The sequence below is a fragment of the Ensifer meliloti genome (assembly GCF_030064585.1).
In the GTDB taxonomy this organism is placed as follows: domain Bacteria; phylum Pseudomonadota; class Alphaproteobacteria; order Rhizobiales; family Rhizobiaceae; genus Sinorhizobium; species Sinorhizobium meliloti.
Map to the genome: position 1 here is coordinate 2613190 of NZ_CP120365.1, position 23613 is coordinate 2636802.

Annotated in this window: 24 protein-coding genes; 16 read left to right on the forward strand and 8 right to left on the reverse strand. The window is 63.5% G+C overall.

Annotated elements, in window-relative coordinates:
• Window positions 1-13: 13 nt before the first annotated feature.
• From efp to mbfA, 3 genes are all read left to right on the forward strand, one after another.
• Window positions 14-583, forward strand: a complete 570-nt coding sequence (gene efp / locus PZL22_RS19450) for an elongation factor P (RefSeq protein ID WP_004435501.1) — start codon at window positions 14-16, stop codon at window positions 581-583.
• A gap of 212 nt (window positions 584-795) precedes the next feature.
• Window positions 796-2037 (forward strand): cyclopropane-fatty-acyl-phospholipid synthase, encoded by a 1242-nt coding sequence (cfa1, locus tag PZL22_RS19455; RefSeq protein ID WP_004435499.1) that lies wholly within the window; start codon window positions 796-798, stop codon window positions 2035-2037.
• 265 nt (window positions 2038-2302) lie between these two features.
• Complete coding sequence (gene mbfA, locus PZL22_RS19460; RefSeq protein WP_004435498.1) at window positions 2303-3286, forward strand: iron exporter MbfA; 984 nt, start codon at window positions 2303-2305, stop codon at window positions 3284-3286.
• A gap of 231 nt (window positions 3287-3517) precedes the next feature.
• On the opposite strand, the gene PZL22_RS19465 is transcribed toward mbfA, so the two are convergent.
• Window positions 3518-4138, reverse strand: coding sequence for a transglutaminase-like cysteine peptidase (locus PZL22_RS19465; protein WP_010968472.1), 621 nt, complete (start codon window positions 4136-4138; stop codon window positions 3518-3520).
• A gap of 283 nt (window positions 4139-4421) precedes the next feature.
• Window positions 4422-5264, reverse strand: a complete 843-nt coding sequence (locus tag PZL22_RS19470; RefSeq protein ID WP_033048672.1) for an alpha/beta hydrolase — start codon at window positions 5262-5264, stop codon at window positions 4422-4424.
• Between the two features lie 216 nt (window positions 5265-5480).
• Here PZL22_RS19470 and infC point away from each other — a divergent pair, with 216 nt between their 5' ends.
• From infC to pheT, 5 genes are all read left to right on the forward strand, one after another.
• The gene (infC, locus tag PZL22_RS19475) at window positions 5481-6017 is read left to right on the forward strand and encodes a translation initiation factor IF-3 (RefSeq protein ID WP_014527030.1); all 537 of its coding nucleotides are present in this window, start codon (window positions 5481-5483) and stop codon (window positions 6015-6017) included.
• Between the two features lie 240 nt (window positions 6018-6257).
• A complete protein-coding gene (gene rpmI, locus PZL22_RS19480; protein WP_004435490.1) occupies window positions 6258-6461 on the forward strand; it encodes a 50S ribosomal protein L35 in 204 nt (67 codons plus the stop codon).
• A 36-nt stretch (window positions 6462-6497) separates the two neighbouring features.
• A complete protein-coding gene (gene rplT / locus PZL22_RS19485; RefSeq protein WP_004435481.1) occupies window positions 6498-6902 on the forward strand; it encodes a 50S ribosomal protein L20 in 405 nt (134 codons plus the stop codon).
• A 145-nt stretch (window positions 6903-7047) separates the two neighbouring features.
• The gene (pheS, locus tag PZL22_RS19490) at window positions 7048-8130 is read left to right on the forward strand and encodes a phenylalanine--tRNA ligase subunit alpha (RefSeq protein ID WP_004435478.1); all 1083 of its coding nucleotides are present in this window, start codon (window positions 7048-7050) and stop codon (window positions 8128-8130) included.
• A 33-nt stretch (window positions 8131-8163) separates the two neighbouring features.
• Window positions 8164-10590 carry a phenylalanine--tRNA ligase subunit beta gene (pheT, locus tag PZL22_RS19495; RefSeq protein ID WP_004435475.1) on the forward strand — a complete coding sequence of 809 codons (2427 nt, stop codon included), beginning with the start codon at window positions 8164-8166 and terminating at the stop codon, window positions 10588-10590.
• 515 nt (window positions 10591-11105) lie between these two features.
• Here pheT and PZL22_RS19500 read toward each other — a convergent pair.
• Together PZL22_RS19500 and PZL22_RS19505 are read right to left on the reverse strand one after the other, a co-directional pair.
• Window positions 11106-11465, reverse strand: coding sequence for a nuclear transport factor 2 family protein (locus tag PZL22_RS19500; RefSeq protein ID WP_004435473.1), 360 nt, complete (start codon window positions 11463-11465; stop codon window positions 11106-11108).
• Window positions 11466-11619: 154 nt separating this feature from the next.
• Complete coding sequence (locus PZL22_RS19505) at window positions 11620-12615, reverse strand: aldo/keto reductase (RefSeq protein ID WP_004435470.1); 996 nt, start codon at window positions 12613-12615, stop codon at window positions 11620-11622.
• Window positions 12616-12795: 180 nt separating this feature from the next.
• Between PZL22_RS19505 and PZL22_RS19510 the strand changes: the two genes are divergently transcribed.
• Window positions 12796-13686, forward strand: coding sequence for a LysR family transcriptional regulator (locus PZL22_RS19510; RefSeq protein ID WP_004435466.1), 891 nt, complete (start codon window positions 12796-12798; stop codon window positions 13684-13686).
• Window positions 13687-13719: 33 nt separating this feature from the next.
• Here PZL22_RS19510 and PZL22_RS19515 read toward each other — a convergent pair whose 3' ends face one another.
• Complete coding sequence (locus PZL22_RS19515; protein WP_004435461.1) at window positions 13720-14211, reverse strand: YciE/YciF ferroxidase family protein; 492 nt, start codon at window positions 14209-14211, stop codon at window positions 13720-13722.
• A gap of 220 nt (window positions 14212-14431) precedes the next feature.
• On the opposite strand from PZL22_RS19515, the gene PZL22_RS19520 reads away from it, so the two are divergent.
• Window positions 14432-15202, forward strand: coding sequence for an SDR family oxidoreductase (locus tag PZL22_RS19520; RefSeq protein WP_004435456.1), 771 nt, complete (start codon window positions 14432-14434; stop codon window positions 15200-15202).
• Window positions 15203-15341: 139 nt separating this feature from the next.
• A complete protein-coding gene (locus tag PZL22_RS19525; protein WP_033048670.1) occupies window positions 15342-16016 on the forward strand; it encodes a hypothetical protein in 675 nt (224 codons plus the stop codon).
• A 78-nt stretch (window positions 16017-16094) separates the two neighbouring features.
• Here PZL22_RS19525 and PZL22_RS19530 read toward each other — a convergent pair whose 3' ends face one another.
• On the reverse strand, window positions 16095-17045 hold the full coding sequence (locus tag PZL22_RS19530; RefSeq protein ID WP_284718540.1) for an aldo/keto reductase: 951 nt from the start codon (window positions 17043-17045) through the stop codon (window positions 16095-16097).
• Between the two features lie 215 nt (window positions 17046-17260).
• Here PZL22_RS19530 and PZL22_RS19535 point away from each other — a divergent pair, with 215 nt between their 5' ends.
• Window positions 17261-18247, forward strand: a complete 987-nt coding sequence (locus PZL22_RS19535; protein ID WP_004435452.1) for a Gfo/Idh/MocA family protein — start codon at window positions 17261-17263, stop codon at window positions 18245-18247.
• A gap of 48 nt (window positions 18248-18295) precedes the next feature.
• Here PZL22_RS19535 and PZL22_RS19540 read toward each other — a convergent pair whose 3' ends face one another.
• A complete protein-coding gene (locus tag PZL22_RS19540; protein ID WP_004435446.1) occupies window positions 18296-18706 on the reverse strand; it encodes a hypothetical protein in 411 nt (136 codons plus the stop codon).
• Between the two features lie 127 nt (window positions 18707-18833).
• Between PZL22_RS19540 and PZL22_RS19545 the strand changes: the two genes are divergently transcribed.
• The 3 genes from PZL22_RS19545 to PZL22_RS19555 all read left to right on the forward strand — a co-directional run bounded on the left by PZL22_RS19545 (window position 18834) and on the right by PZL22_RS19555 (window position 21914).
• A complete protein-coding gene (locus PZL22_RS19545; RefSeq protein ID WP_004435442.1) occupies window positions 18834-19625 on the forward strand; it encodes a helix-turn-helix domain-containing protein in 792 nt (263 codons plus the stop codon).
• Window positions 19626-19743: 118 nt separating this feature from the next.
• On the forward strand, window positions 19744-21324 hold the full coding sequence (gene xseA / locus PZL22_RS19550) for an exodeoxyribonuclease VII large subunit (RefSeq protein WP_004435440.1): 1581 nt from the start codon (window positions 19744-19746) through the stop codon (window positions 21322-21324).
• A complete protein-coding gene (locus PZL22_RS19555; protein WP_004435438.1) occupies window positions 21324-21914 on the forward strand; it encodes an NAD(P)H-dependent oxidoreductase in 591 nt (196 codons plus the stop codon). Before xseA ends, PZL22_RS19555 begins: the two co-directional genes overlap by 1 nt.
• A gap of 8 nt (window positions 21915-21922) precedes the next feature.
• On the opposite strand, the gene PZL22_RS19560 is transcribed toward PZL22_RS19555, so the two are convergent.
• Window positions 21923-22417, reverse strand: a complete 495-nt coding sequence (locus tag PZL22_RS19560) for a MarR family winged helix-turn-helix transcriptional regulator (protein ID WP_010968485.1) — start codon at window positions 22415-22417, stop codon at window positions 21923-21925.
• Between the two features lie 113 nt (window positions 22418-22530).
• On the opposite strand from PZL22_RS19560, the gene PZL22_RS19565 reads away from it, so the two are divergent.
• On the forward strand, window positions 22531-23406 hold the full coding sequence (locus PZL22_RS19565) for an EamA family transporter (RefSeq protein ID WP_004435432.1): 876 nt from the start codon (window positions 22531-22533) through the stop codon (window positions 23404-23406).
• Window positions 23407-23613 lie beyond the last annotated feature (207 nt).

Consider the following 23613-nt stretch of genomic DNA (forward strand, 5'->3'; position numbering starts at 1 on the left):
ACAAGGAAGACTAATGGTCAAGGTCATCGCTTCTTCGGTCCGCAAGGGCAACGTTCTCGACGTCGACGGCAAACTCTATGTCGTGCTCACCGCGCAGAACTTCCATCCGGGCAAGGGCACGCCGGTCACGCAGGTCGACATGCGCCGCATCTCCGACGGCGTGAAGGTCTCCGAGCGCTACCGCACGACCGAGCAGGTCGAGCGCGCCTTCGTCGAAGACCGCGAGCACACCTTCCTTTATGAAGATGGCGAAGGCTTCCACTTCATGAACCCGGAAAGCTACGACCAGCTCGTCATGAGCTCCGAAGACATCGGCGACCTGAAGGCCTATCTTCAGGAAGGCATGGCCGTGATGCTGTCGATCCACGAAGGCATTGCCATCGCCATCGACCTGCCGCGCCACGTCACTCTCGAAATCACCGAGACCGAGCCGGTCGTCAAGGGCCAGACGGCCTCCTCCTCCTACAAGCCGGCCGTGCTTTCGAACGGGGTTCGTACCCTGGTGCCGCCGCACATCCAGGCTGGCACCCGCGTCGTCATTGCGACGGAAGACGGCTCCTATGTCGAGCGCGCCAAGGACTGATCTGGTCCGGGCAGAAGTCGAAACGGGGACGGCAGTCTTTGACTGCCGTCCCCGTTTTCGTTTCCCGTGCGTAGCCGCAAATCCGGCCCGCATTTCATAAACGCTCCAGCACGTTGAAACGACGCACGTCCGCACGGAAAACCGCTACACATTTTTCCTGGATGTGCTTTAGGATGCCGCCCTCTGGATCGGGATGAGAGGTGCGGCACTGCATGTTTCCACTATCGCATATGATGAAGTCGTTCATTCGCAAGGGGACGCTTACGGTAATCGATGCCGACGGCAAGAGGCACGTCTTTGCCGGCGAGCCGGGGCCGAGCGTGACGATGCGGCTGACCGACAAGCGACTCTATCGCAGCCTCGTCTTCAATGCCGAGCTGGCCGCCGGTGAAGCCTATATGGACGGGACCATGCGGTTCGAGGAAGGCTCGACGCTGCGGGACTTCCTGACGCTCTTTTCGATCAACCGCCTGTCGCTCGGCTCCTATCCGATCCAGAAGCTGTTGCGGGCGGTGAAAATGCGTTTCCGCAAGCGCCAGCAGGCCAATCCCAAGGGCAAGGCGCAGCAGAACGTCGCGCATCATTACGATCTGGGCAATGATTTCTACAAGCTGTTCCTCGACGAGAACATGCTCTATTCCTGCGCCTATTTCCGCGAGCCGGACGAGACGCTGGAGGCTGCGCAGCGCAACAAGCTGCGGCTGCTTGCGGCAAAGCTCTGTCTGAAGCCGGGCATGAGGGTGCTCGACATCGGCTGCGGCTGGGGCGATCTCGCCCTCTATCTGGCCGCGCTCGAAGACGTCGAGGTTCTGGGTGTCACGCTTTCCAGGGAACAGCAGGCGCTCGCCTCCGAGCGGGCACGTGCGGCCGGAATGGCCGACCGCGTGCGCTTTGAGCTCAAGGACTATCGCGATGTCGAGGGGCCGTTCGACCGGATCGTTTCGGTCGGCATGTTCGAGCATGTCGGCGTCCATCACTACGACGAGTTCTTCAAGAAACTGAATGCGCTGATGCCGGATGACGGGCTGGCCGTGCTCCATTCGATCGGCCATATGAGCCCGCCCGGCATGGCAAGCGCCTGGCTGCGGAAATATATCTTCCCCGGCGCCTATTCCCCGGCACTGTCGGAGGTCTTCGAGGTGGTCGAACGCAACAGCCTGTGGGTGACCGATCTCGAATTCCTGCGCGTGCACTATGCGACGACGCTCGCCCATTGGGGCGCGCGCTTCGATGAGAATCGCGACAAGGTGGTGGGGATGTATGACGAGCGCTTCGCCCGCATGTGGGAGTTCTACCTGATCAGCGCGGAAATGATGTTCCGCACCGGCAGCCAGCTCGTCTTCCATATGCAGCTGTCGCGTTCACGAGACGCGGCGCCGATCGTTCGCGACTACGTCACCGATCTGCAGCGCACCTATATCGAAAAGGAAAAGGCCCTCGATCTGGCGGTTTAACTCAATCCCAAGCTTACCCCTCCCCAACCCCTCCCCACAAGGAGGAGGGGCTTAACTTGCCTTACCGTCACCGCGTCGCCATCGTTTTGGCGCGGAGAGTGCCGCGGGGAAGCCCCTCCCCCTTGTGGGACCCTTGTGGGGAGGGGTTGCGGACGCCGATCATATAGTTCGGACACCGTCGAAGAAGACGCGGTGCCGCCGATCCGCAGCCTTGACGCGTCATGAATCGGCGCCTATTTAGAATTATTCTAAAGAAGGCTTCGTGATGCTCTCCCGACTTTTCTCCCGTTACAAACGCCCGTTCCTGTCCTTGAGCGAACAGGAAATCCTTGCCCTCGCCATATCCTCGGAAGAGGACGATGGGCGCATCTATCTCGCCTATGCCGACGCTCTGCGCGCAAAATATCCCCATTCCGCAAAGGTCTTCGAGGAAATGGCGGAGGAGGAGAGCCATCACCGTCAGGCCTTGATCGACCTGCATGTCGCCCGTTTCGGCAACCGCATCCCGCTCGTTAGGCGCGAGCACGTGCGCGATTTCCCGGAGCGCAAGCCCGATTGGCTGATCGCCGAGATGCCGATCGAGAAGGCGCGCGCGGAAGCCGAGGCGATGGAGGAGGCGGCGCACCGGTTTTACGTCGAGGCCGCGGCGCGCACGCGGGACGCGGCGACGCGCAAGCTCTTGGGCGATCTGGCGATTGCCGAGAAGTCGCATGAATCGCTCGCCCGCCGGCTCGGCGAAAAGCATACGCCGGTCGACGTGCGCCACGAGGAAGATGAGACCTCACGCCGCCAGTTCATACTCACCTATGTGCAGCCGGGCCTCGCGGGCCTGATGGATGGCTCCGTTTCGACGCTCGCGCCGATCTTCGCCGCAGCCTTCGCCACGCAGGATACATGGCAGACCTTTCTCGTCGGCCTGTCGGCCTCCGTCGGCGCGGGCATCTCGATGGGTTTCACCGAGGCGGCGCATGATGACGGCAAGCTTTCCGGCCGCGGCTCGCCGGTCAAGCGCGGGCTTGCCTCGGGCATCATGACGGCACTCGGCGGTCTCGGCCACGCTCTGCCCTATCTCATTCCGCATTTCTGGACCGCGACAATGACGGCGGCGGCAATCGTCTTCTTCGAACTATGGGCAATCGCCTTCATTCAGAACCGCTACATGGAAACGCCCTTCCTGAGGGCCGCCTTCCAGGTGGTGCTCGGTGGCGGGCTGGTTCTTGCCGCCGGCATCGTCATAGGGAATGCTTAGAGACCGCAACCGCTCCTCCCTCATTCTCTGTGCTTGTCACAGAGATCCGGCAGCGCCACGTCTGCGGCGCGGGAAGCGTTCTGTCAGCCCAAGGAGCACAGGAATGAGGAGCTTTGTGGAGGCGTGCGCGTTACGCCAGCGTCCGCTTGCGGGTATCCGAGCGATTTCACCGACACGCAACAAAAAAGGCCGCAGGATGCGGCCTTTTTGAAAGGAGCTGTTTCGGCAGGATCAGTTTCCGACGGAACCGACGAGCACTTCCCCGCTATTGTCGATGGTGACCCAACGGCCGCTGTGGTTCGTCGCCTGGCGCTTGAGGAAGCGGTAGGGCGTGTGCGTCCACAGCCTCACCCCATCGTCGAGATTGTCGAGAATGAAGTCGCCCTGAGCTGTGCGGACCGTCAGCACCGCATGGCCCTCGCCATCGGGCTTGCGCACGACAGTCATCAGCAGGTTGCCGGCGGAGAAGCCCTTCTGCATGAGGCGTCTGCGCTTTTCGAGCGCGAAGTCCTCGCAATCGCCCTGTCTCCCCGGATAGGACCACACCTCGTCCCGGCCGGTAAGCTCGATGTCGGTTACCGGCGCGATCTGCCGGTTGACGGAGGCGTTGACCTGCCGAATGGCGGCCCAGCCGCCGGCGGTGACACGCGGCGGCACCTTAGCCTTCGAACGGACGTTGCACTCGCCCCTGTACTTCTGACAGAACTCGTAATGCCCGATCGGCTGCGAGGTCACCGCGCCGGTCTGCATCCAGGGAGTAGCTCCCGCCTGTGCGGGAATTGCCGTGTTCGTTGAAATGAAAAGCGCACACAGCGCTGCGAAACTTGCCTTAACCCCGGTCCAAGACGCCATACAGATCCCCTGCAACGCGCCCGCATCCGTACCTTCCGGATCGATCCGCGCAATCAAAAGTTGTCGACAGCTTTATTAGGAATTTCCCCTGCGCTGCTCTAATCGTTAATAAAGAGTTAATATACTCCGCTTGTCGGAGTCAATCGCCTGATTCGGACTAGTCCGTTTTATGGTTAAGGTTCGCGGCAGGCGGACGCAGAAACCCGCCAGCGCAAGGGCTTGGCTGTGCCTTGCGAAGCGATCTCAGGGAACTTTGATTAGGCCGGATGGATTAACCGCGCGCTCAGGCTTTGGTCAGCATGGCGTCGATCGCCTGTTTCAATTTGGCAATGTCCTCCTCGCGGGACAACCGGTGGTCGCCGTCGCGGATCAGGGTCATGACGACGTCGTCGGCCGGCATGTGCTCCATCAGCTTGAGGGCATGCGTGTAGGGGACGTCCGGATCGCGCATGCCCTGGAGGATATGCACCGGGCAGCCGGTTTCGATCGGCCCTTTCATGACGAGGTTGTTGCGGCCATCCTCGATCAGCGCGCGGGTGAAGACATTGGGCTCGGGGCTGTATTCCGATGGCTCTTCGAAATAACCCCGTTCGGCGAGCGAGGTCCTTTCGGCGTCGGTAAGATTGGGCTCGATGAGCTCGGCGGTGAAGTCCGGGGCCGGGGCGATCAGCACGAGGCCGCAGAGGCGGCCGACCCCACCTTCTCCATGATGGGCGCCGCCTTTGAGCTTCTCGGCAAGGCACAGCGCGACCCAGGCGCCCATGGAGGAACCGATCAGGATCATGCGCCCCGTCGCGGCGTGATCGATCACGGCGAGACTCTCCTCGACCCAGCGCGAGATCGTGCCGTCCCTGTAGTCGCCGTCCGACGCGCCGTGGCCGGAATAGTCGAAGCGAATGCAGTCGGTGCCGGCCTCGCGCGCGTGCCGCTCGACCTCCACCGCCTTCGTCCCGGTCATGTCCGATCGATAGCCGCCGAGCCAGACCAGCGCCGGATGCCGTGGATCCCCGTCTTTCATATCCGGCGGATTTCCGGTGCGGAAGATACGCATGGCGATGCTTCTCGCCGCAGCGCCCGTTCCTACTTCGATCCGCGTGATCTCGGTTTCAGCCGGCGTCGTTGACATCGAGTAACTCCTGAAGGCCTGGTAATGACGGATTTCCTTCTAAAACAGATTCTTTCGGGTATCGACAGAGGATGATTTTCATTGCGGGCCATGCTATTGACTCTGGAGCCGCAATTCACACATTGCCGTCAGTGACTGTTTCAAGCGCTTCTGTTTGAGATCGCGCTGACCGTTTGACCGAATATTTACTATCAATAGCTCGAGGAGAGTACGACCATTCGCAGACCCTTCAAAGCGGACGCTCCAGTCAAGGAAGGACCGCGCGCAAACAAGGAAATCCGGGTCCCCCGGGTTCAGCTTATCGATGCCGAAGGCCAGAACTTGGGCAGCATTCCGATCGACCAGGCGCTCCGCATGGCGGACGAGGCCGGTCTCGACCTCGTAGAGATCGCACCGAACTCCGATCCGCCGGTGTGCAAGATCCTCGACCTCGGCAAGCTGAAATACGCGAACCAGAAGAAAGCCGCCGAGGCGCGCAAGAAGCAGAAGATCGTCGAGATCAAGGAAATCAAGATGCGCCCCAACATCGACACCCATGATTATGAGGTGAAGATGAAGGCCATGAACCGCTTCTTCGAGGAAGGCGACAAGGTCAAGGTGACGCTGAAGTTCCGCGGCCGCGAAATGGCCCACCAGGAACTCGGCATGAAACTTCTGATGCAGGTCAAGGACGACACCCAGGAAATCGCCAAGGTGGAAGCCGAACCCAAGCTCGAAGGCCGCCAGATGATGATGGTGCTTGCGCCGAAGTGATCGGCGGAGCCTGATAGACCAGACACGCTTGGTGAAGCCGCCCCGGGAGGAGTTCGTGGGGCGGCTTTCCTTTTTGGCAAGGCTTACGCGCGAGCGTCCTCCGGACCGCTTGCCTTTTCCGGGATGTGCGGTTATAAGCCCCCGTCCGAACGGTCCGGCAGGGCATGCCGTGGCCGTTCTTAACGCTGGAAATGGGCTTCGTCTGCCTGTTTCGCATATCAAGAACAATGGAGTAGCAAAATGCCCAAGATGAAGACGAAATCGTCTGCCAAAAAGCGGTTCAAAATCACCGCAACCGGCAAGGTTAGAGCTGCTGCTGCTGGCAAGCGCCACGGCATGATCAAGCGGTCCAACAAGTTCATTCGCGACGCGCGCGGAACCATGGTTCTCGCTGAGCCTGATGGCAAGAAGGTCGTCAAGAACTACCTGCCTAACGGTCTTTAAGACGTCTGGCGATTTGGATTTTAAGGAGATCATGACATGGCACGTGTAAAACGCGGCGTAACCTCCCACGCCAAGCACAAGAAGACGCTCAAGGCCGCCAAGGGCTTCTACGGCCGCCGCAAGAACACCATCCGCGCCGCCAAGGCAGCGGTGGATCGTTCCAAGCAGTTTGCTTACCGCGACCGCAAGGTCAACAAGCGCAATTTCCGCGCGCTCTGGATCCAGCGCATCAACGCTGCCGTCCGCGAGTTCGGCCTGACCTACGGCCGCTTCATCGACGGTCTGAACAAGGCCGGCATCGAAGTCGACCGCAAGGTTCTGTCCGACATGGCGATCCATGAGCCGGCAGCATTCGGCGCCCTGGTCGAAGCTTCCAAGAAGGCGCTCGCCTATCTCAAGGAAGCCGGCACGGCAAACGAGTTTGAAAGCGCTGTCCGTTAAGCCAGCGTTTTCCCAAGACCGTTTCTGAAATTGTTGGGAAACCCGCGCTGGCAGGGCTGGCGCGGGTTTTTCTTGTTCGGCTCGCGGCGCGATCCTGTCGCCGAAGGGTCGAACCGATACACGAACCGCATCGAGGCAGGACAGAATGAGCGAACTGGAAACATTGGAACGGACCTTGCTGGCGGAAATCGACGCTGCCGCCGACGAGGGCGCGATCGAGGCGGTGCGCGTCGGCGCGCTCGGCAAGAAGGGATCGATCTCGGAATTGCTGAAGACGCTCGGTTCGATGAGCCCGGAGGAACGCCAGACCCGCGGCGCGCGCATCAATGCGCTGAAGAACACGGTGACGGAGGCGATCTCCGCCCGCAAGACGGCGCTCAAGGATGCGGCGATCGCCGAACGGCTGGCGCGCGAGACGGTGGACATCAGCCTGCCCGTCCGGTCCTCGCCGGCCGAGCGCGGCCGCATCCATCCGATCAGCCAGATCGTCGACGAGATCACCGCGATCTTCGGCGACATGGGTTTCTCGATTGCCGAGGGACCGGATATCGAGACCGACTACTACAACTTCACCGCGCTGAACTTCCCCGAAGGTCATCCGGCCCGCGAGATGCACGACACCTTCTTCTTCGCGCCCGACGAGAAGGGTGAGCGCAAGGTGCTGCGCACGCACACCTCGCCGGTGCAGATACGCACGATGGAGGCCGGGCAGCCGCCGATCCGCATCATCATTCCCGGCAAGACCTATCGCCAGGATTCCGACGCGACCCACTCGCCGATGTTCCACCAGGTGGAAGGCCTTGTCATCGACAGGACGGCGAATGTCGCCAACATGCGCTGGGTGCTTGAGGAATTCTGCAAGGCCTTCTTCGAGGTCGATCAGGTGACGATGCGCTTCCGCCCGTCCTTCTTCCCGTTCACGGAACCCTCCTTCGAGGTCGACATCCAGTGCGACCGCTCCGGCCCGATCGTCAAGTTCGGCGAGGGCAAGGACTGGATGGAGATCCTCGGCTGCGGCATGGTGCATCCGAACGTGCTCAGGGCCGGCGGCCTCGATCCGGACGAATATCAGGGCTTCGCCTGGGGCATGGGCCTCGACCGCATCGCCATGCTGAAATACGGCATGCCCGACCTGCGCGACTTCTTCAATGCCGATGTCCGCTGGATGACCCATTACGGCTTCCGCCCGCTCGACATGCCGACGCTCTTCGGCGGCCTCTCGGCGTGACCCGCGCAGAAAATCAAGGACACAGGTGACATCATGAAGTTCACGCTCTCCTGGCTGAAGGACCATCTGGAAACCGACGCCTCGCTCGAGGAAATCTGCGCCCGCCTGACGATGATCGGGCTGGAAGTCGAGGATGTCGACGACAAGGCGGCCTTCAAGCCCTTCGTCATCGCCAGGGTGATCTCCGCCGAGCAGCACCCGAATGCCGACAAGCTCAGAGTGCTGATGGTCGATACCGGCTCCGGCGAGCCGGTGCAGGTCGTCTGCGGCGCGCCGAACGCGCGCAAGGGCCTCGTCGGCGCCTTCGCCGCGCCCGGCACCTACGTGCCCGGCATCGGCGTGACGCTCTCCGTCGGCAACATCCGCGGTGTCGAGAGCCGCGGCATGATGTGCTCGGAAAAGGAGCTGGAGATCTCCGACGATCACACCGGCATCATCGACCTGCCCGAGGATGCGCCTCTGGGCACCAGCTATGCGGACTATGCCGGCCTCGACGATCCGGTCATCGAGATCAACCTGACGCCAAACCGGCCGGATTGCACCAGCGTCCACGGCATCGCCCGCGATCTCGCGGCATCCGGCCTCGGCACCTTGAAGACGCGGCCGGCGCCGTCCTTCGCCGTGGAAGGCGAGACGCCCGTCAAGGTTCGACTCGATCTGGGCGAGGACAGGCATCTCTGCCCCGGCTTCGCGCTTCGCCTCGTGCGCGGCGTGAAGAACGGCCCGAGCCCCGCCTGGATGCGCCAACGGCTGTCGGCCATCGGCCTCCGCCCGATCAACGCGCTGGTCGATATCACCAACTATCTGACCTTCGACCAGGGTCGGCCGCTGCACGTCTTCGACGCAGCGAAGGTCGCGGGCAACCTGACGGTCCGCCGTGCAAGGGAAGGCGAAAAGGTACTGGCGCTCGACACGCGCGAATATACGCTGTGGCCGGCCAATGTGGTGATCGCCGACGAAGAAGGCGTCGAATCGATCGGCGGCATCATGGGCGGCGAGCATTCCGGCTGTGACGAGAACACCACCGACGTGCTGATCGAATCGGCGCTCTGGGATCCGATGAATATCGCCAAGACCGGCCGCACGCTCGGCATCATCACCGATGCGCGCTACCGCTTCGAGCGCGGGGTCGATCCGGAATACATGGCGCCCGGCCTCGAACGGGCGACCGAGCTGGTGCTGGAGCTCTGCGGCGGCACCGCGGCCAAGATGGACGTCGTCGGCTATGACGGCCACGAGCCCAGGTCCGTCGATTTCCCGGTCTCGGAGGTCAGGCGCCTGACCGGCCTCGAGGTCTCCTCCGAGGAGAGCGTTTCCATCCTCAGGAAGCTCGGCTTCGGCGTCGAGGGCTCCGGCGAACGCCTGACGGTAACCGTTCCCTCCTGGCGGCCGGACATCGACGGCAAGGCGGACCTCGTAGAGGAGGTCATGCGCATCCATGGCGTCGACAACATCGTCGCCGCGCCGCTTGCAAGCCACAATGCCGTCAACGGCAAGATACTGACGACCCTGCAGATCCGCACGCGCCAGGCCAGGCGCGCGCTTGCAACCCGCGGCATGCTCGAAGCCGTCACCTGGTCCTTCATCCCGGAAGGGCATGCGAAGCTCTTCGGTGGCGGCCAGCCGGAACTCAAGCTCGCCAATCCGATCGCCGCCGACATGTCCGACATGCGTCCGTCGCTTCTGCCGGGCCTTCTGGCCGCGGCGCAGCGCAATGCCGACAAGGGCTATGGCGATGTCGCCATTTTCGAGGTTTCCGGCACCTATGAGGGTGATACGCCCGAGGCGCAGCGGCGTGTCGCCGGCGGCGTGCGCCGCGGCACCGCGTCGCTCAACGGCACTGGCCGGCTGTGGTCGAACGCCGTAAAGGGCGGCGGCAAGCCGGTCGATGTCTTCGACGCGAAGGCCGATGCCATCGCCGTGCTCGAGGCCTGTGGCGTGCCGATGGCCAATGTCCAGTTCGAAGCCGGCGGCCCGGCCTGGTATCATCCCGGCCGCTCGGGGACGATCAAGCTCGGTCCGAAGATCGTCCTCGGCGCTTTCGGGGAGTTCCACCCGAAGACCCTCGACGCGCTCGATGTCTCCGGACCGCTTTCAGGCTTCGAGATCTATATCGACGCCATGCCGGAGCCGAAGAAGAAGGCGACCCGCACCAAGCCGGCGCTGGAGCTTTCGCCGTTCCAGGCAGTCAAACGCGACTTCGCCTTCGTCGTAGACAAGGGGGTCGAGGCCGCCGCGATCGTCAGGGCCGCCTCCGGCGCCGACCGGAAACTGATAACGGCAGTCAACGTCTTCGACGTCTTCGAAGGCGCATCTCTCGGCGAGGGCAGGAAGTCGGTAGCGATCGAGGTAACGATCCAGCCGGTCGAGCGCACGCTGACGGACGAGGACTTCGAGGCCCTGACCGCCCGGATCGTCGCCAATGTGGCGAAGAGCACAGGCGGCGTGCTGCGCGCCTGATGGATGGAGGGGGACGGTGCCAAGGCGGCCACGATTCCCCTTCGCCCCGCTTGCGGGAAGAAGGTGCCGGCAGGGTGACGGAGTTCCCTTCGACAGACGCGACGTGCGGTTTACGTCGTGTGCGGCCCCTCATCCCGCTGCCGCGACCTTCTCCCCGTTCTGACGGGGAGAAGGGGCAAGCGGCGCGCCAGCAGCTATCCGGTAGCCGTGGAGGAGCAGGAGGGTCCCGCGAGTCCCTTCGCCCCGCTTGCGGGAAGAAGGTGCCGGCAGGGTGACGGAGTTCCCTTCGACAGACGCGACGTGCGGTTTACGTCGTGTGCGGCCCCTCATCCCGCTGCCGCGACCTTCTCCCCGTTCTGACGGGGAGAAGGGGCAAGCGGCGCGCCAGCAGCTATCCGGTAGCCGATGGAGAAGCAGGAGGGTCCCGCGAGTCCCTTCGCCCCGCTTGCGGGGAGAAGGTGCCGGCAGGCGGATGAGGGGCGGAGTTCACCGCGCACACTTTTCCTCATCCAGCTCTAGCCGTGCCGGTGCCAGACCTTGTTGACGATCAGCCACCGCCCGTCGACCTTCAAGAGCGACAGATAGTCCGAATAGCGCGCGCCGGCGAATTCATCGATCACCTTCACGCTGGCGACGTCGCCGGTGATGTGGACCATCTCCACTTCCATGAGCGGCTGCGCATCCGGCGGCGCCGCGCCTTCCCTGACGATGGAGGCGATGAAGGCGTCGCGTGTCAGCCACTCGACGGCATCGCCTGAATTGCCGACGATCGATGCGCTCGGATGGAAAGCCTTGCGCAACGCTCCCTCATTGGCGAAGGCCATGCCGTCGACATAGAGATGGACAACCGCGCTGATGGCCTGCTCTTCGGACATGGATGATCCCTCCTTTCCGGAACGGTAGACGCCTGTGGTGACTATCCGCCCCCAGGCCGTTCCAGTCCCGATGAAGGCGGACACCCTCATAGGTAGGACATCGCAACGAAATTGCGATGCCCCATCCAACCGTTAGAGCCACCGGTTCATCGGTTCACCTGTTCGTCAGCGCCAGCGATGCATCGGTGTAGCGATTGCCGGCGACCAGCGTCGGCGAGAGCGCTTCGCCGAGTTCGGCGCGTTCGCTGCCGGTGAGGACGATCCCGGCGGCGGCGACGTTCTGCTCGAGGTGCTCGATCCTGCGCGCGCCGGGGATAGGAACGATGTCCTCGCCCTGGTTGACGACCCAGGCGAGCGCGAGCTGGGCGGCTGTAACGCCTCTCTCCATGGCGAGCCTTTCGAGCGTCGCGACCAGCGCGGCGTTGGCCTCGAAGTTCTCCTCTTGGAAGCGCGGCAGCGACCGGCGAAAATCGTCGGCAGCGAGGTCTTCGACCTTGCGGATGGTGCCTGTCAGCATGCCGCGCCCGAGCGGGCTATAGGGCACGAAGCCGATGCCGAGTTCGCGGCAGGTGTCGAGTACCTCCTGTTCCGGATCGCGCGACCAGAGCGAATACTCGCTCTGTATCGCTGCGATCGGATGCACGGCATGGGCGCGGCGGATGGTGGCGGCGCTTGCCTCGGAAAGCCCGATTGCGCGCACCTTGCCCTCCTTCACCAGTTCCGCCATCGCGCCAACGGTTTCCTCGATCGGCACGGCGGGATCGACGCGGTGCTGGTAATAGAGGTCGATGACGTCCGTTCCGAGTCGCTTGAGGGAGGCCTCGGCGACGGTTTTCGCATTTTCCGGCCGGCCGTCGACGCCTTTGATCGCCTCGGCGGCGGGCTTGCCCGGGTCGATGCGGAAACCGAACTTGGTGGCGATCACCACCCGGTCTCGCCGGCCCTTCAGCGCCTTACCGAGGAGCTTCTCGTTTTCATAAGGCCCATAAACTTCCGCCGTATCGAAGAAGTCGACGCCGAGTTCGATGGCGCGGTGGAGCGTGCGGATCGACTGGCTCTCGTCGGCTTCGCCATAGGCGAAGCTCATGCCCATGCAGCCGAGGCCAACGGCCGAAACGGTGAGTTCGTTACCGAGCTTGCGGGTCTTCATTGGATGTCCTTTCGGGCTGAACGCGCGGCTTAGGGTCGCCTGCGGCGTTAGCGAAGAAGATGGAGTAGCCTGTCGGGCCGAAGCTTTCGCCACGGGCCCAACGACAAGGCGAAGATAGGTGCCGCACGGCCGGTTGAAAATCTCTGTCAATTCTCACGGGCTGTTCTATTATTTCGATCAATGAACCGCACACAGCTCTCCCAACTGGCCGTCCTTTCCGCCGTCGCCGCCCATGGCAGCTTCCGCGGCGCGGCGAAGGAACTCGGCATCGCCCCATCGGCCGTCAGTCACGCCGTGGGCAGTCTGGAAGCGAGCCTCGGCGTTCGTCTCCTCGCGCGCACGACGCGCAGCGTCGCCGCCACGGAGGAGGGAAAGCGCCTGCTGGAGCGGCTGCGTCCGGCGCTCGACGACATTGCCGAGGCGCTGCAGCGGGCGGCGGAGGCGCGCGATCGTCCGGCCGGGAAACTGCGCATTACCGCCCCTCGTTTTGCCGCCGACCTCATTCTTGCGCCGCGCCTTGGCGACTTTCTCGGGCGCTATCCGGACATCGTCCTCGAAATCGCCAATGAAGACGGCTTCACCAATATCGTAGAGGAGGGATACGACGCCGGCATAAGGCTCGGCGAAAGCCTGGAGGCCGACATGGTGGCGGTGAAGGTCGGGCCGGAACTGAAAAGCGCGGTCGTCGCCGCACCTTCCTATTTCGAGCGCTTCCAGCGGCCGCGGCACCCGCGCGATCTGGCGGGCCATCGCTGCATCCGCCGCCGCTTCTCCAACGGCACCATATATCGCTGGGAGTTCGAGAAAGAGGGGGAGGAACTGACCGTTTCGGTGAACGGCCCGCTCATTCTGGGCGAGGACCGGCCGATCATCGAGGCCGCCATCGGCGGTGCGGGGCTCGCCTATCTCTTCGAGCCGCGCGTCAGCGGATATGTGGCTGAGGGCAAATTGGTCCGGGTGCTCGAGGACTGGTGCGCGCCCTATGCGGGGCCTTTCCTCTATTATCCGACCCGCCGGCTGATGCGTCCGGCGCTCCGGGCCTTCATCGATTTCTTCCGGCACAGCGGCTGACGGCCGGCGGGGAGCGCCGGCCGTCGTGGCAGCTTACGCGGCCTTCTTGTTCACTTGGGCCATCGCGAGTTTCGTCAGGTCCTCGTCGGTGACGACTTCTTCCTTCAAAGTCGCGTCGAGCAGCGATACTGCATCCTTGAGACCGATGGTCTTTGCCCAGGTCTTCAGGGTGCCGTAGCGGGAGATTTCATAATGCTCGACCGCTTGCGCGGCGGAGATGAGGCCCGCATCGAGCGCGGCGGTGCCCTTGAATTCGTCCATGATCTCTTCGCCCTCGGCGACGATGCCCTCGATCGCCTCGCAGGTCTTGCCCTGCGCGCGCTTGCCGATCATTTCGAATACCTGCTGCAGCCGCTCCACATGGGTCTCGGTCTGCTCCTTGTGCTTCTCGAACGCGGCCTTGAGCTCAGGGGCCTGGGCGGCGCGTGCCATCTTCGGCAAAGCCTTCAGGATTTTCCGCTCGGCATAATAGATGTCCTTGAGCGTATCGTGGAAGAGGTCGTCCAGCGTCTTTTCTTTGGCCATTTCCGTTTCCTTCCTCGTCTGCTTCGTGTTGCCTTCGACCCGCAATCAACAGCAAAGGGCGAAGATTTGTTCCTCGCGACTGCAAAAAGCGCGTGAGGCGTGGGTCAATTCCGCCGCTTGCGCGATAGGTGTCCGTTTCACCTCAGGCGGAAATCGGGTGGTTGCAGCGTGGCGCATCGGCAATGGTCCCGCCGTAAACGCAATCGGACGGAGAAGAACCATGTCGAGACTGGAAGGTAAAATCGCGATCGTCACCGGCGCAAGCTCAGGTATCGGCCGCGCCGCGGCGCTGCTCTTTGCACGCGAGGGGGCAAAGGTCGTCGTTACCGCCCGCAACGGGAATGCACTTGCGGAGCTTACCGACGAGATCGCCGGAGAGGGCGGTGAGGCGGCAGCGCTTGCCGGCGACGTGGGCGACGAAGCCCTGCATGAGGCGCTGGTCGAACTGGCGGTGCGCCGCTTCGGCGGCCTCGATACCGCCTTCAACAATGCCGGGGCGCTCGGTGCGATGGGAGAGATCTCGTCGCTTAGCGTAGAAGGCTGGCGCGAGACGCTCGATACCAATCTGACGAGCGCCTTCCTGGCGGCGAAATATCAGGTTCCGGCAATTGCGGCACGGGGCGGCGGTTCGCTCACCGTCACTTCGAGCTTCGTCGGCCACACGGCCGGCTTTGCCGGGGTCGCCCCCTATGCGGCGAGCAAGGCGGGGCTGATCGGGCTGGTGCAGGCGCTGGCCGTCGAACTCGGCGCGCGCGGCATTCGCGTGAACGCGCTGCTGCCCGGCGGCACCGACACGCCTGCCAATTTCGCGAACCTGCCGGGAGCGGCGCCCGAGACGCGCGGTTTCGTGGAAGGGCTGCATGCATTGAAGCGCATCGCGCGACCCGAGGAAATCGCCGAAGCGGCGCTTTATCTCGCCTCGGACGGTGCTAGCTTCGTGACCGGCGCTGCGCTGCTGGCCGACGGCGGCGCTTCGGTGACGAAGGCGTGAGCGCAGAGCGTGAGCACAGGAGCTAGAGCATTTCACTGTTTCAGGGAAACACTGAAATGCTCTAACCGTTTGATCTAACGCACTTCCGGACGGAAAACCGTTACATACTTTTCCTGGAAGTGCTCTGAAGCGGGGAAGCATGAAGAAACCCGGGTCGATGAAATCGCTCGAAGACCTCGGGCGCGTACGCCTCTCGAAGAACTTTTTCCTGCGCGATTTTCTTCACTCCGAAATCGCGGAGTTCTACCGGATCCCGAATATCCCCGACGATCCGGAACTGGCGATCGAGGCCGGACGGAAACTCTGCGAGGAACTTCTGGAGCCGCTCGAGGCGACCTTCGGTCGGCTGCACATCCGCTCTGCCTACCGAAACCGCGCGGTGAACGCCTTCGGCAACGCCAACAGGCTCAACTGCTCGACCAATGCGGCAACGGCAGCCGACCATATCTGGGACATGCGCGATGCGGAGGGCTGCATTGGGGCCACCGCCTGCATCGCCATTCCCTGGGTCTGGGACCGGGAGCGTCACGAAGGCGGCTGGCAAAGCCTGGCGTGGTGGATTCACGACCACCTTCCCTACGCCTCGCTCTGTTTCTTTCCCAAGCTCTGGGCCTTCAACATCCAGTGGCACGAGAGGCCGCGGCGCAGAATCAGCAGCTATGCCGAGCCGCGCGGGCTGCTGACCAAGCCCGGCATGGCCAACCACGAAGGCAGCCATGCGCATCTTTACGAAGGCTTTCCGACGATTGCGTTCGGGGCACTCGCCTCTCCCCAACCCCTCCCCACAAGGGTCTCACAAGGGGGAGGGGCTTAGATGCCGCCCGGTCCGCCGGCCTAGCCCTCCCACCTGCGGGGAGGGGCCTTCCTCTTCGGGAAAATCGAGAACGTCCCTCTATTCGCTCACCTCGTTCAGCCGCCTTATCGCCTCTTCCGGCAACGCCAATTCCGCCGATCTCACCAGGCTTGCCAGCTGGTCGGGATTGGTGGCGCTGGCGATGGGTGCGGTGACGCCCTCGCGGGCGATGATCCAGGCGAGCGCGATCTCCGCCTGTTTCGCGCCGGTCTCCTCGGCGATTTCATCCAAGACGCCGAGAATCCGCATGCCGCGTCCGTCGAGATATTTTTTGACGCCGCCGCCGCGGGCGGAGCCCTCCAGATCCTTGTGCGAGCGGTACTTGCCGGAAAGAAAGCCTCTCGCAAGGCTGAAATAGGTGATGACGCCGATCTCCTCGGCGATGCAGAGATTGCGCAGCGGAACGTCATAGGAAGCGCGGTCGTAGAGATTGTATTCGGGCTGCAGCACGTCGTAGCGGGGCAGATCCTTCCCGGCCGCAACGTCGAGAGCATCGCGCATCTGCTGCGCGTCGAGATTCGATGCGCCGATCGCCCGCAGCTTGCCCTGGGAGAGAAGCGTATCGTAGGCGGCAAGCGTCTCGTCATAGGGTATGTCGGGGTCCGGCCAGTGGGAGAGATAGAGGTCGATATAGTCGGTCTGCAGGCGTCGCAGTGAATCCTCGACTGCCTGCATGATCCAGCGCCGCGAGAGGCCCTTGCGGTCCGGTCCGAGTTCCGAACCCACCTTGGTGACGATGACGGCGCTATCGCGCGAGCGTCCGGATTGCTTCAGCCATTTTCCGATGATCGCTTCCGATTCGCCGCCTCTGTTGCCCGGCGCCCAGGAGGAATAGACGTCGGCGGTGTCGACGGCATTGAAACCCGCATCGAAAAAGGCGTCGAGAAGCGAGAACGATGTTTTCTCATCCGCGGTCCAGCCGAAGACGTTGCCGCCGAAGACGAGCGGGGCAATCGAGAGGCCGGTACGGCCAAGTCTGCGCATTTCCATGGTTTCGCTCCATGTGGTTGGATGAAAACAAGCTGCGATTGGGAGGATTGCGGCAAAAACATAGGCCAGCTCGCCATCGAATGACACCTGCATTCGTGGTTTTTCTGACCTCGCCACGGCTTGCTAGGTACGTACCTCGGGGATAGTCTCGCGCAGCTTGTGCCCAGGGGAGTGTCGCGCGTCCTTCGCGCCGCGCACGAAAAGGAGTTTGCCTCATGCTGCGTTTCGGAATTTTGTCGACGGCCAAGATCGGCCGCGAGCTCGTCGTACCCGCGATCCAGGACGCCGAGAACTGCGTTGTCACGGCGATCGCGAGCCGCGATCTCGCCAAGGCGAGGGCCATGGCCGACCGTTTCTCCGTGCCGCATGCTTTCGGCTCCTATGAGGAGATGCTCGCCTCCGACACGGTCGACGCCGTCTATATCCCGCTGCCGACGTCGCAACATGTCGAATGGGCGATCAAGGCGGCGGATGCCGGCAAGCATGTACTTTGCGAGAAGCCGCTGGCGCTGAAGGCCGAAGAGATCGACGCCGTGATCGCGGCGCGCGAGCGCAACAAGGTGCTGATCTCGGAAGCCTATATGGTGACCTACAGCCCCGTCTGGCGGAAGGTGCGCTCGCTCATCGCGGAAGGTGCCATCGGGCGCCTCAGGCATGTCCAGGGCGCCTTCACCTATTACAACCGCGATCCCGGCAACATGCGCAACGTCCCGTCGCTCGGCGGCGGAGGTCTGCCGGATATCGGCGTCTATCCGGCAATCACGACCCGGTTTTCGACCGGCAAGGAGCCGCTGCGCGTGCAGGCCAATACCGAGCGCGATCCGGAATTCGGCACCGACGTCTATTCGAGCGTTCGTGCCGACTTCGGAGATTTCGAACTGAGCTTCTATATCTCGACACAGCTCGCCGCCCGCCAGGTCATGGTCTTCCACGGCGACAAGGGCTACATCGAGGTGAAGTCGCCCTTCAATGCCGATCGCTACGGCCGGGAAGAGGTGGAACTGACCAACCAGAACCACGGCCAGTCGCAGCTCTTCCGCTTCCAGGATGCGCGTCAGTACAAGCTCGAGGCCGAGGCCTTCGCACGTGCTGCGAAAGGTGAAGCGGAGGACGTGGTGACACTGGAAAACTCGCGCCTGAACCAGATGTTCATCGACGCGATCTATCGCGCCAGCGAAAAAGACGGCTGGGAGCCCGTCTGAAGCCGGCTGAAGGATAGGCCCGGCGCACGTTGCGCCGGGCCTATCCATTCATGCGGCCTGGAGCAGCCGCGCCTGAGACGCGCCCCGCATCTTGAAGAAGAGGAAGTCGGCGACACCGACCATGGCAACGACGATCAGCGCCATTCCTGCGACCGTCAAGGCGGAATAGGCAGACGCAAGAATGGCGAGGCTTCCGACCTGCCACAGGATGTCTCCGGTGATGCTGATCCGTGTTGCGAGGGCGCTCGGCCCTCCTTTTCTGGCCGTGGCGAGGTGGAAGGCGCCCCAGACGAGGAGCCCGGCGCCGAGCGCCATGATCACCGCAGGCGATAGGGCGGGGCTGACGACCGCCGCCAGCGGCTGCGCTGCCGCGAGGAGAGCCGAGCCGGCGATCAGCGAAAAGATGCCGTCGGCGAGAAACGTCTTGTTGAGAAGAGAGCGGGTGGAAAGATCGAACATGTCTGTCTCCATCGGTTGTCGATGGGCAGATGCTGGACCAGAGCGGTCATCAAACCAATTACCTCCGAGGTAATGGATTTTGTGCCGCGTTCGGGCGAGGCTGCCCCCCGCAACAGGGAAGATATCAATGGAATTCGGCAGCCGCCTGAAGGAATGGCGAGGACATCGCCGCATGAGCCAACTCGATCTCGCGATGGCGGCGGGCATTTCCGCGCGCCATCTATCGTTTCTGGAGACCGGCCGCTCCAAGCCGTCCGAGGGAATGATCCTGCGGCTCGCCTCGGTTCTCGACGTCCCCGCGCGCGAACAGGGCACGCTTTTCACCGCGGCGGGCTACCGGCCGCGCGTTGCGGCGCGGCCGGCAACGGGCCTCGATGCAATGCCTCCGGCCGTCGCCCATGCCATCCGGCTGATGCTCGACCGGCACGATCCCTATCCGGGCCTCGTTTTCGACCACCAGTATACGGTGCTGCTGACCAATCCGGCTTTCCAGGCGCTCGTCGACGCCACGGGCGTTCCGTTCAAGCCGGGGGAGAACTTCCTCGACGGCTTTCTCGGTGCAGAGAGCGTCCGCAGCCTCGTGGTCAATTGGGAAGCCGCCGCAGCCGATCTCGTTCAGCGGGTTCGCATGGAGGCGTGGCTGCAGGGGCCGCGCAGCCCCTTGCAGCGCAGGCTGAACAGGCTGGTTGCCGACCCGGCGGTGGCGGTGGCGATCGAGAACTTCCCGGCGACAGACCGCTTGCCGGTGCTGCCCATCGAGCTGCGCCTCGGTGACGCGGCGCTTAGCTTCATCACGACGCTCTCGACCTTCGGCTCGACTCAGGACGCGCTTGTTGAGGGCGTTCTGATCGAATCCTTCTTTCCGGCCGACGACGCGACCCGGCGCTTCTTCGGGCAGGGCGGGCGCGACGTCCAATAGATTTTCCGTCCGGAAGATCGTTTCGCTGGTTCGATGAAACAGTGAAACGATGCAGAAAATCCGCAGATAGCTACGCCTCGCTGCTGATCTTCGCCGCGGTGTCGGCTACAAGTGACGCATGACTTCGTTCTTTGATTCCGAATCTCCCTCCAACGTCGCCGAATATTCGGTGTCGGAATTGTCCGGCTCGATCAAGCGCACGGTCGAGCAGGCCTTCGAGCATGTCCGCGTGCGGGGCGAGATTTCCGGCTACCGCGGCCCGCATTCCTCGGGACACGCTTATTTCGCCCTGAAGGACGATCGCGCCCGCATCGATGCGGTCGTCTGGAAGACCACCTTCGCGCGGCTGAAGTTCCGGCCGGAGGAGGGGATGGAGGTCATCGCGACCGGCAGGGTCACGACCTTCCCCGGCTCGTCCAAATATCAGATCGTCATCGACTCGCTTGAGCCGGCCGGTGCCGGGGCGCTGATGGCGCTTATCGAGGAACGCAAGCGCAAGCTTGCGGCGGAGGGCCTTTTCGATGCGGGCCGCAAGCGGCCGCTGCCTTTCATGCCGAGGGTCGTCGGCGTCGTGACCTCGCCGACCGGAGCTGTGATCCGCGACATCCTGCACCGCATTGCCGACCGTTTCCCGGTCCATGTCATCGTCTGGCCGGTGCGCGTGCAGGGCGACGGCGCCTGCGATGAGATCGTGGCGGCGATCGAGGGTTTCAACGCGCTGCGGCCGGGCGGCTCCATTCCCCGGCCAGACGTGCTGATCGTCGCGCGCGGCGGCGGCAGCCTCGAGGATCTCTGGTGCTTCAACGACGAGGCGATGGTGCGCGCCGCGGCGGCTTCCGCCATCCCTCTGATCTCGGCCGTCGGTCACGAGACGGACTGGACGCTGATCGACCATGCGGCCGACCAGCGGGCGCCGACGCCGACCGGTGCGGCCGAAATGGCGGTGCCGGTGAAGGCCGATCTCGAGGCCCAACTCGCCAGTCTCGCAGCCCGGCTCAAGGGCGCCGCGGCGCGGCAGATGGACAATCGCCGCCAGACGCTGCGCTCGCTTGCGCGGGCGCTGCCCTCGCTGGACCAATTGCTCGCCTTGCCTCGGCGTCGCTTCGACGAGGCGGCCGCCGGACTCGGCCGCGGCCTGCAGATGAACACCGCCAACAAGCGGCGAAGCTTCGAACGCAATGCGGCCCATCTACGGCCGGAGCTCCTGACGGCAAGGATCGTCGATCGCCGTCAGCGCGTCTTGGATGCCGTCAACCGGGCCGAGCGCATCGTCGAGCGTAAGGTTCAACGTGGCGCTCAGCGCATTTCGTCTGCCGATGCCTCGCTCCGCGTTCTGCCGTCGCGGCTGATCGGCCAGATTCATCGCGCATCGGATCGCGTTTCCAGCCTGGGCAGGCGTGGGGATGCGGCGATCGCCGCCGATCTGCGCAGGATGAAAAGCGCGCTTGCAGCACAGGACCGCGTGCTGCAGTCGCTCTCCTATCACAGCGTCCTGCAGCGCGGCTTCGCGCTGGTGCGCGATGCCGCGGGCGAGCCGGTTAAACAGGCGGCTGCCGTGCATCCCGGGATGGCGCTTTCGCTGGAATTCGCCGATGGCCGCATCGCGGCGGTCGCCGGTGAGGACGGCACTGCGCCGCAGTCGCCGAAGAAGCGGCCTGCACGCTCCGGCGAGCCGACGAAGCAGGGCAGCCTCTTCTGATGCATATCCTGATGGTGCTCGCCCATCCGCTCGAGGAGAGCTTCGCTGCGAGTGTCGCCCGCATTGCCCGGGAAACGCTCGAGGCCAGGGGCCATACGGTCGATCTGCTCGACCTTTATCGCGAAGGCTTCGATCCGCGGCTGACCGTGGCCGAGCGGGGCAGTTATTTCGATAAAGATTACGACGCATCCGGGGTCTCCCCCTGGATCGAGCGGCTGAAGGCGGCGGACGGACTGGTGCTCGTCTTTCCGCAATGGTGGTTCAATTTCCCGGCGATCCTCAAGGGCTTCTTCGATCGCGTCTTCGCGCCCGGGGTCGCTTTCGACCATGATGCGGCAGGCGGCCGTATCGTTCCCCGCCTCCGCAACATCAGGCTATTCTGGGCGCTGACCAGTACCGGGTCCCCCTGGTGGGTCGTGCATCTCTACATGGGAAATCCGGTGCGGCGGCTGCTGAAGCGCGGCATCGCCGCCTTCTGTGGCAAGGGGCTCGACTTCCGCATGGTCACTCTGCACGACATGGATCGGGTGACGGAGGCGAAGCGGAAGCGTCATATCGAGCGTGTGAGGGCTCTGGTGAGCCGGATCTGACCGGCGACCTATTCGAAGACCGCGAGGAATTTCCTGAGCAGCGCGTCCAGAGCCTCCCGTTCATCGGGTTCGAGGCCCGCAACGAGGCGCTGCTGGTTGGCGACATGGGCAGTGACCGCCGCGTCCACGCGCTTGAGACCCTCCGGTGTCAGAGCGATGAGGACACCGCGCCGGTCTTCCGGATTGTCCAGGCGTTCGACCAGCCCGGCTTTCTCGAGCTGGTCGATGCGGTTGGTCATCGTGCCGGAGGTGACCATCGTCGTTCCCAGCAGATCGCCCGGCGAGAGCCGGAAGGGCGGACCGGAGCGCCGCAGCGTTGCGAGCACGTCGAAACTCGCCGAGTTCAAGCCGTGATCGGCAAGGGTGCTTTCTACCTCACGAGCGAGATGAGCCCGGAGCCGCGACAGTCGACCGAGCAGACCCATGGCTGTCGCATCGAGCTCCGGCCGCTCTCTGCGCCACTGCGCCAGGATTTTGTCAACGTGATCCATATCCGTCTGCATCAGCGGCCTGAGTGAACGTTTCGACCTTCCCGAAGTCGTAGCCTCCATGTATCTTGACGTCAAGATAAATTGGAGTAGAGTTATCTTGATCTAAAGATTCTTGAGGTGAAGAGATGGGTACGCGCAGCACCGATATTCTGCTCACGGCCATAGCGCCGGCCATATGGGGCAGTACCTATCTGGTCACAACGGAATTCCTGCCGGCCGGTTACCCGGTCACGGTCGCAATGCTGAGGGCGCTTCCGGCAGGACTGCTGCTGCTGCTGCTTGTCGTCCGGCAGATGCCGACGGGTGTGTGGTTGGCGCGCAGTTTCGTGCTCGGCGCGCTCAACTTCTCGTTCTTTCAAACGATGCTTTTCGTATCCGCCTACCGGCTGCCCGGCGGTGTAGCCGCAACCGTCGGAGCCATTCAGCCGCTGATCGTGATCGTCCTGTCGCGCATCGTTCTCGGCTCGCCGGCCCGGGCGTTGAGCGTCGTTGCCGGCATTGCCGGCATGGCGGGGGTCGCGCTCCTGGTGCTCACGCCAAAAGCGGCGCTGGATCCGGTGGGCGTCGCGGCCGGCTTGGCAGGCGCCGTCTCCATGGCTTTCGGCACCGTGCTGAGCCGACACTGGACGCCGCCGGTCTCGCCGCTCACCTTCACCGCCTGGCAATTGGCGGCCGGCGGGCTGCTTCTGGTGCCGGTCACCTTCCTGCTGGAACCCTCTTTGCCGCCGCTCACTACCACAAACATTATGGGCTTTACCTATCTCGGCCTGATCGGCACCGCCTTCACCTACCTTCTCTGGTTCCGGGGGCTGTCGCGGCTCGAACCCTCCCAGGTTTCGCCGCTCGGCTTCTTGAGCCCCGTCGTCGCGATCCTCATCGGCTGGGGCGTGCTCGATCAGCAGCTGACGGCGGTGCAGGTGCTTGGGATCGCAACCGTCTTCGCAAGCGTGTGGATGAGCCAGTACGCACAGACCGCTCGCCGCGCGGCAGCCGCCCCCTAACCCTCTCCCCCGAGCGAGCTAGTAGGGACATATACTCCTCTGGCGGGAACCGTTTCCACGCTTGGCGGCAACAAGCCGGCGTAACCAACACAAGGAAGCAAGAAGGGATATGCCGCGCCCGTTCGCTCCCTCGGGCGGGGCGGTGAGTACGGGGTTCAGTTGGGGCCGCTTGTCCCTTCTCCCCGCCTGCGGGGAGAAGGTTGCCGG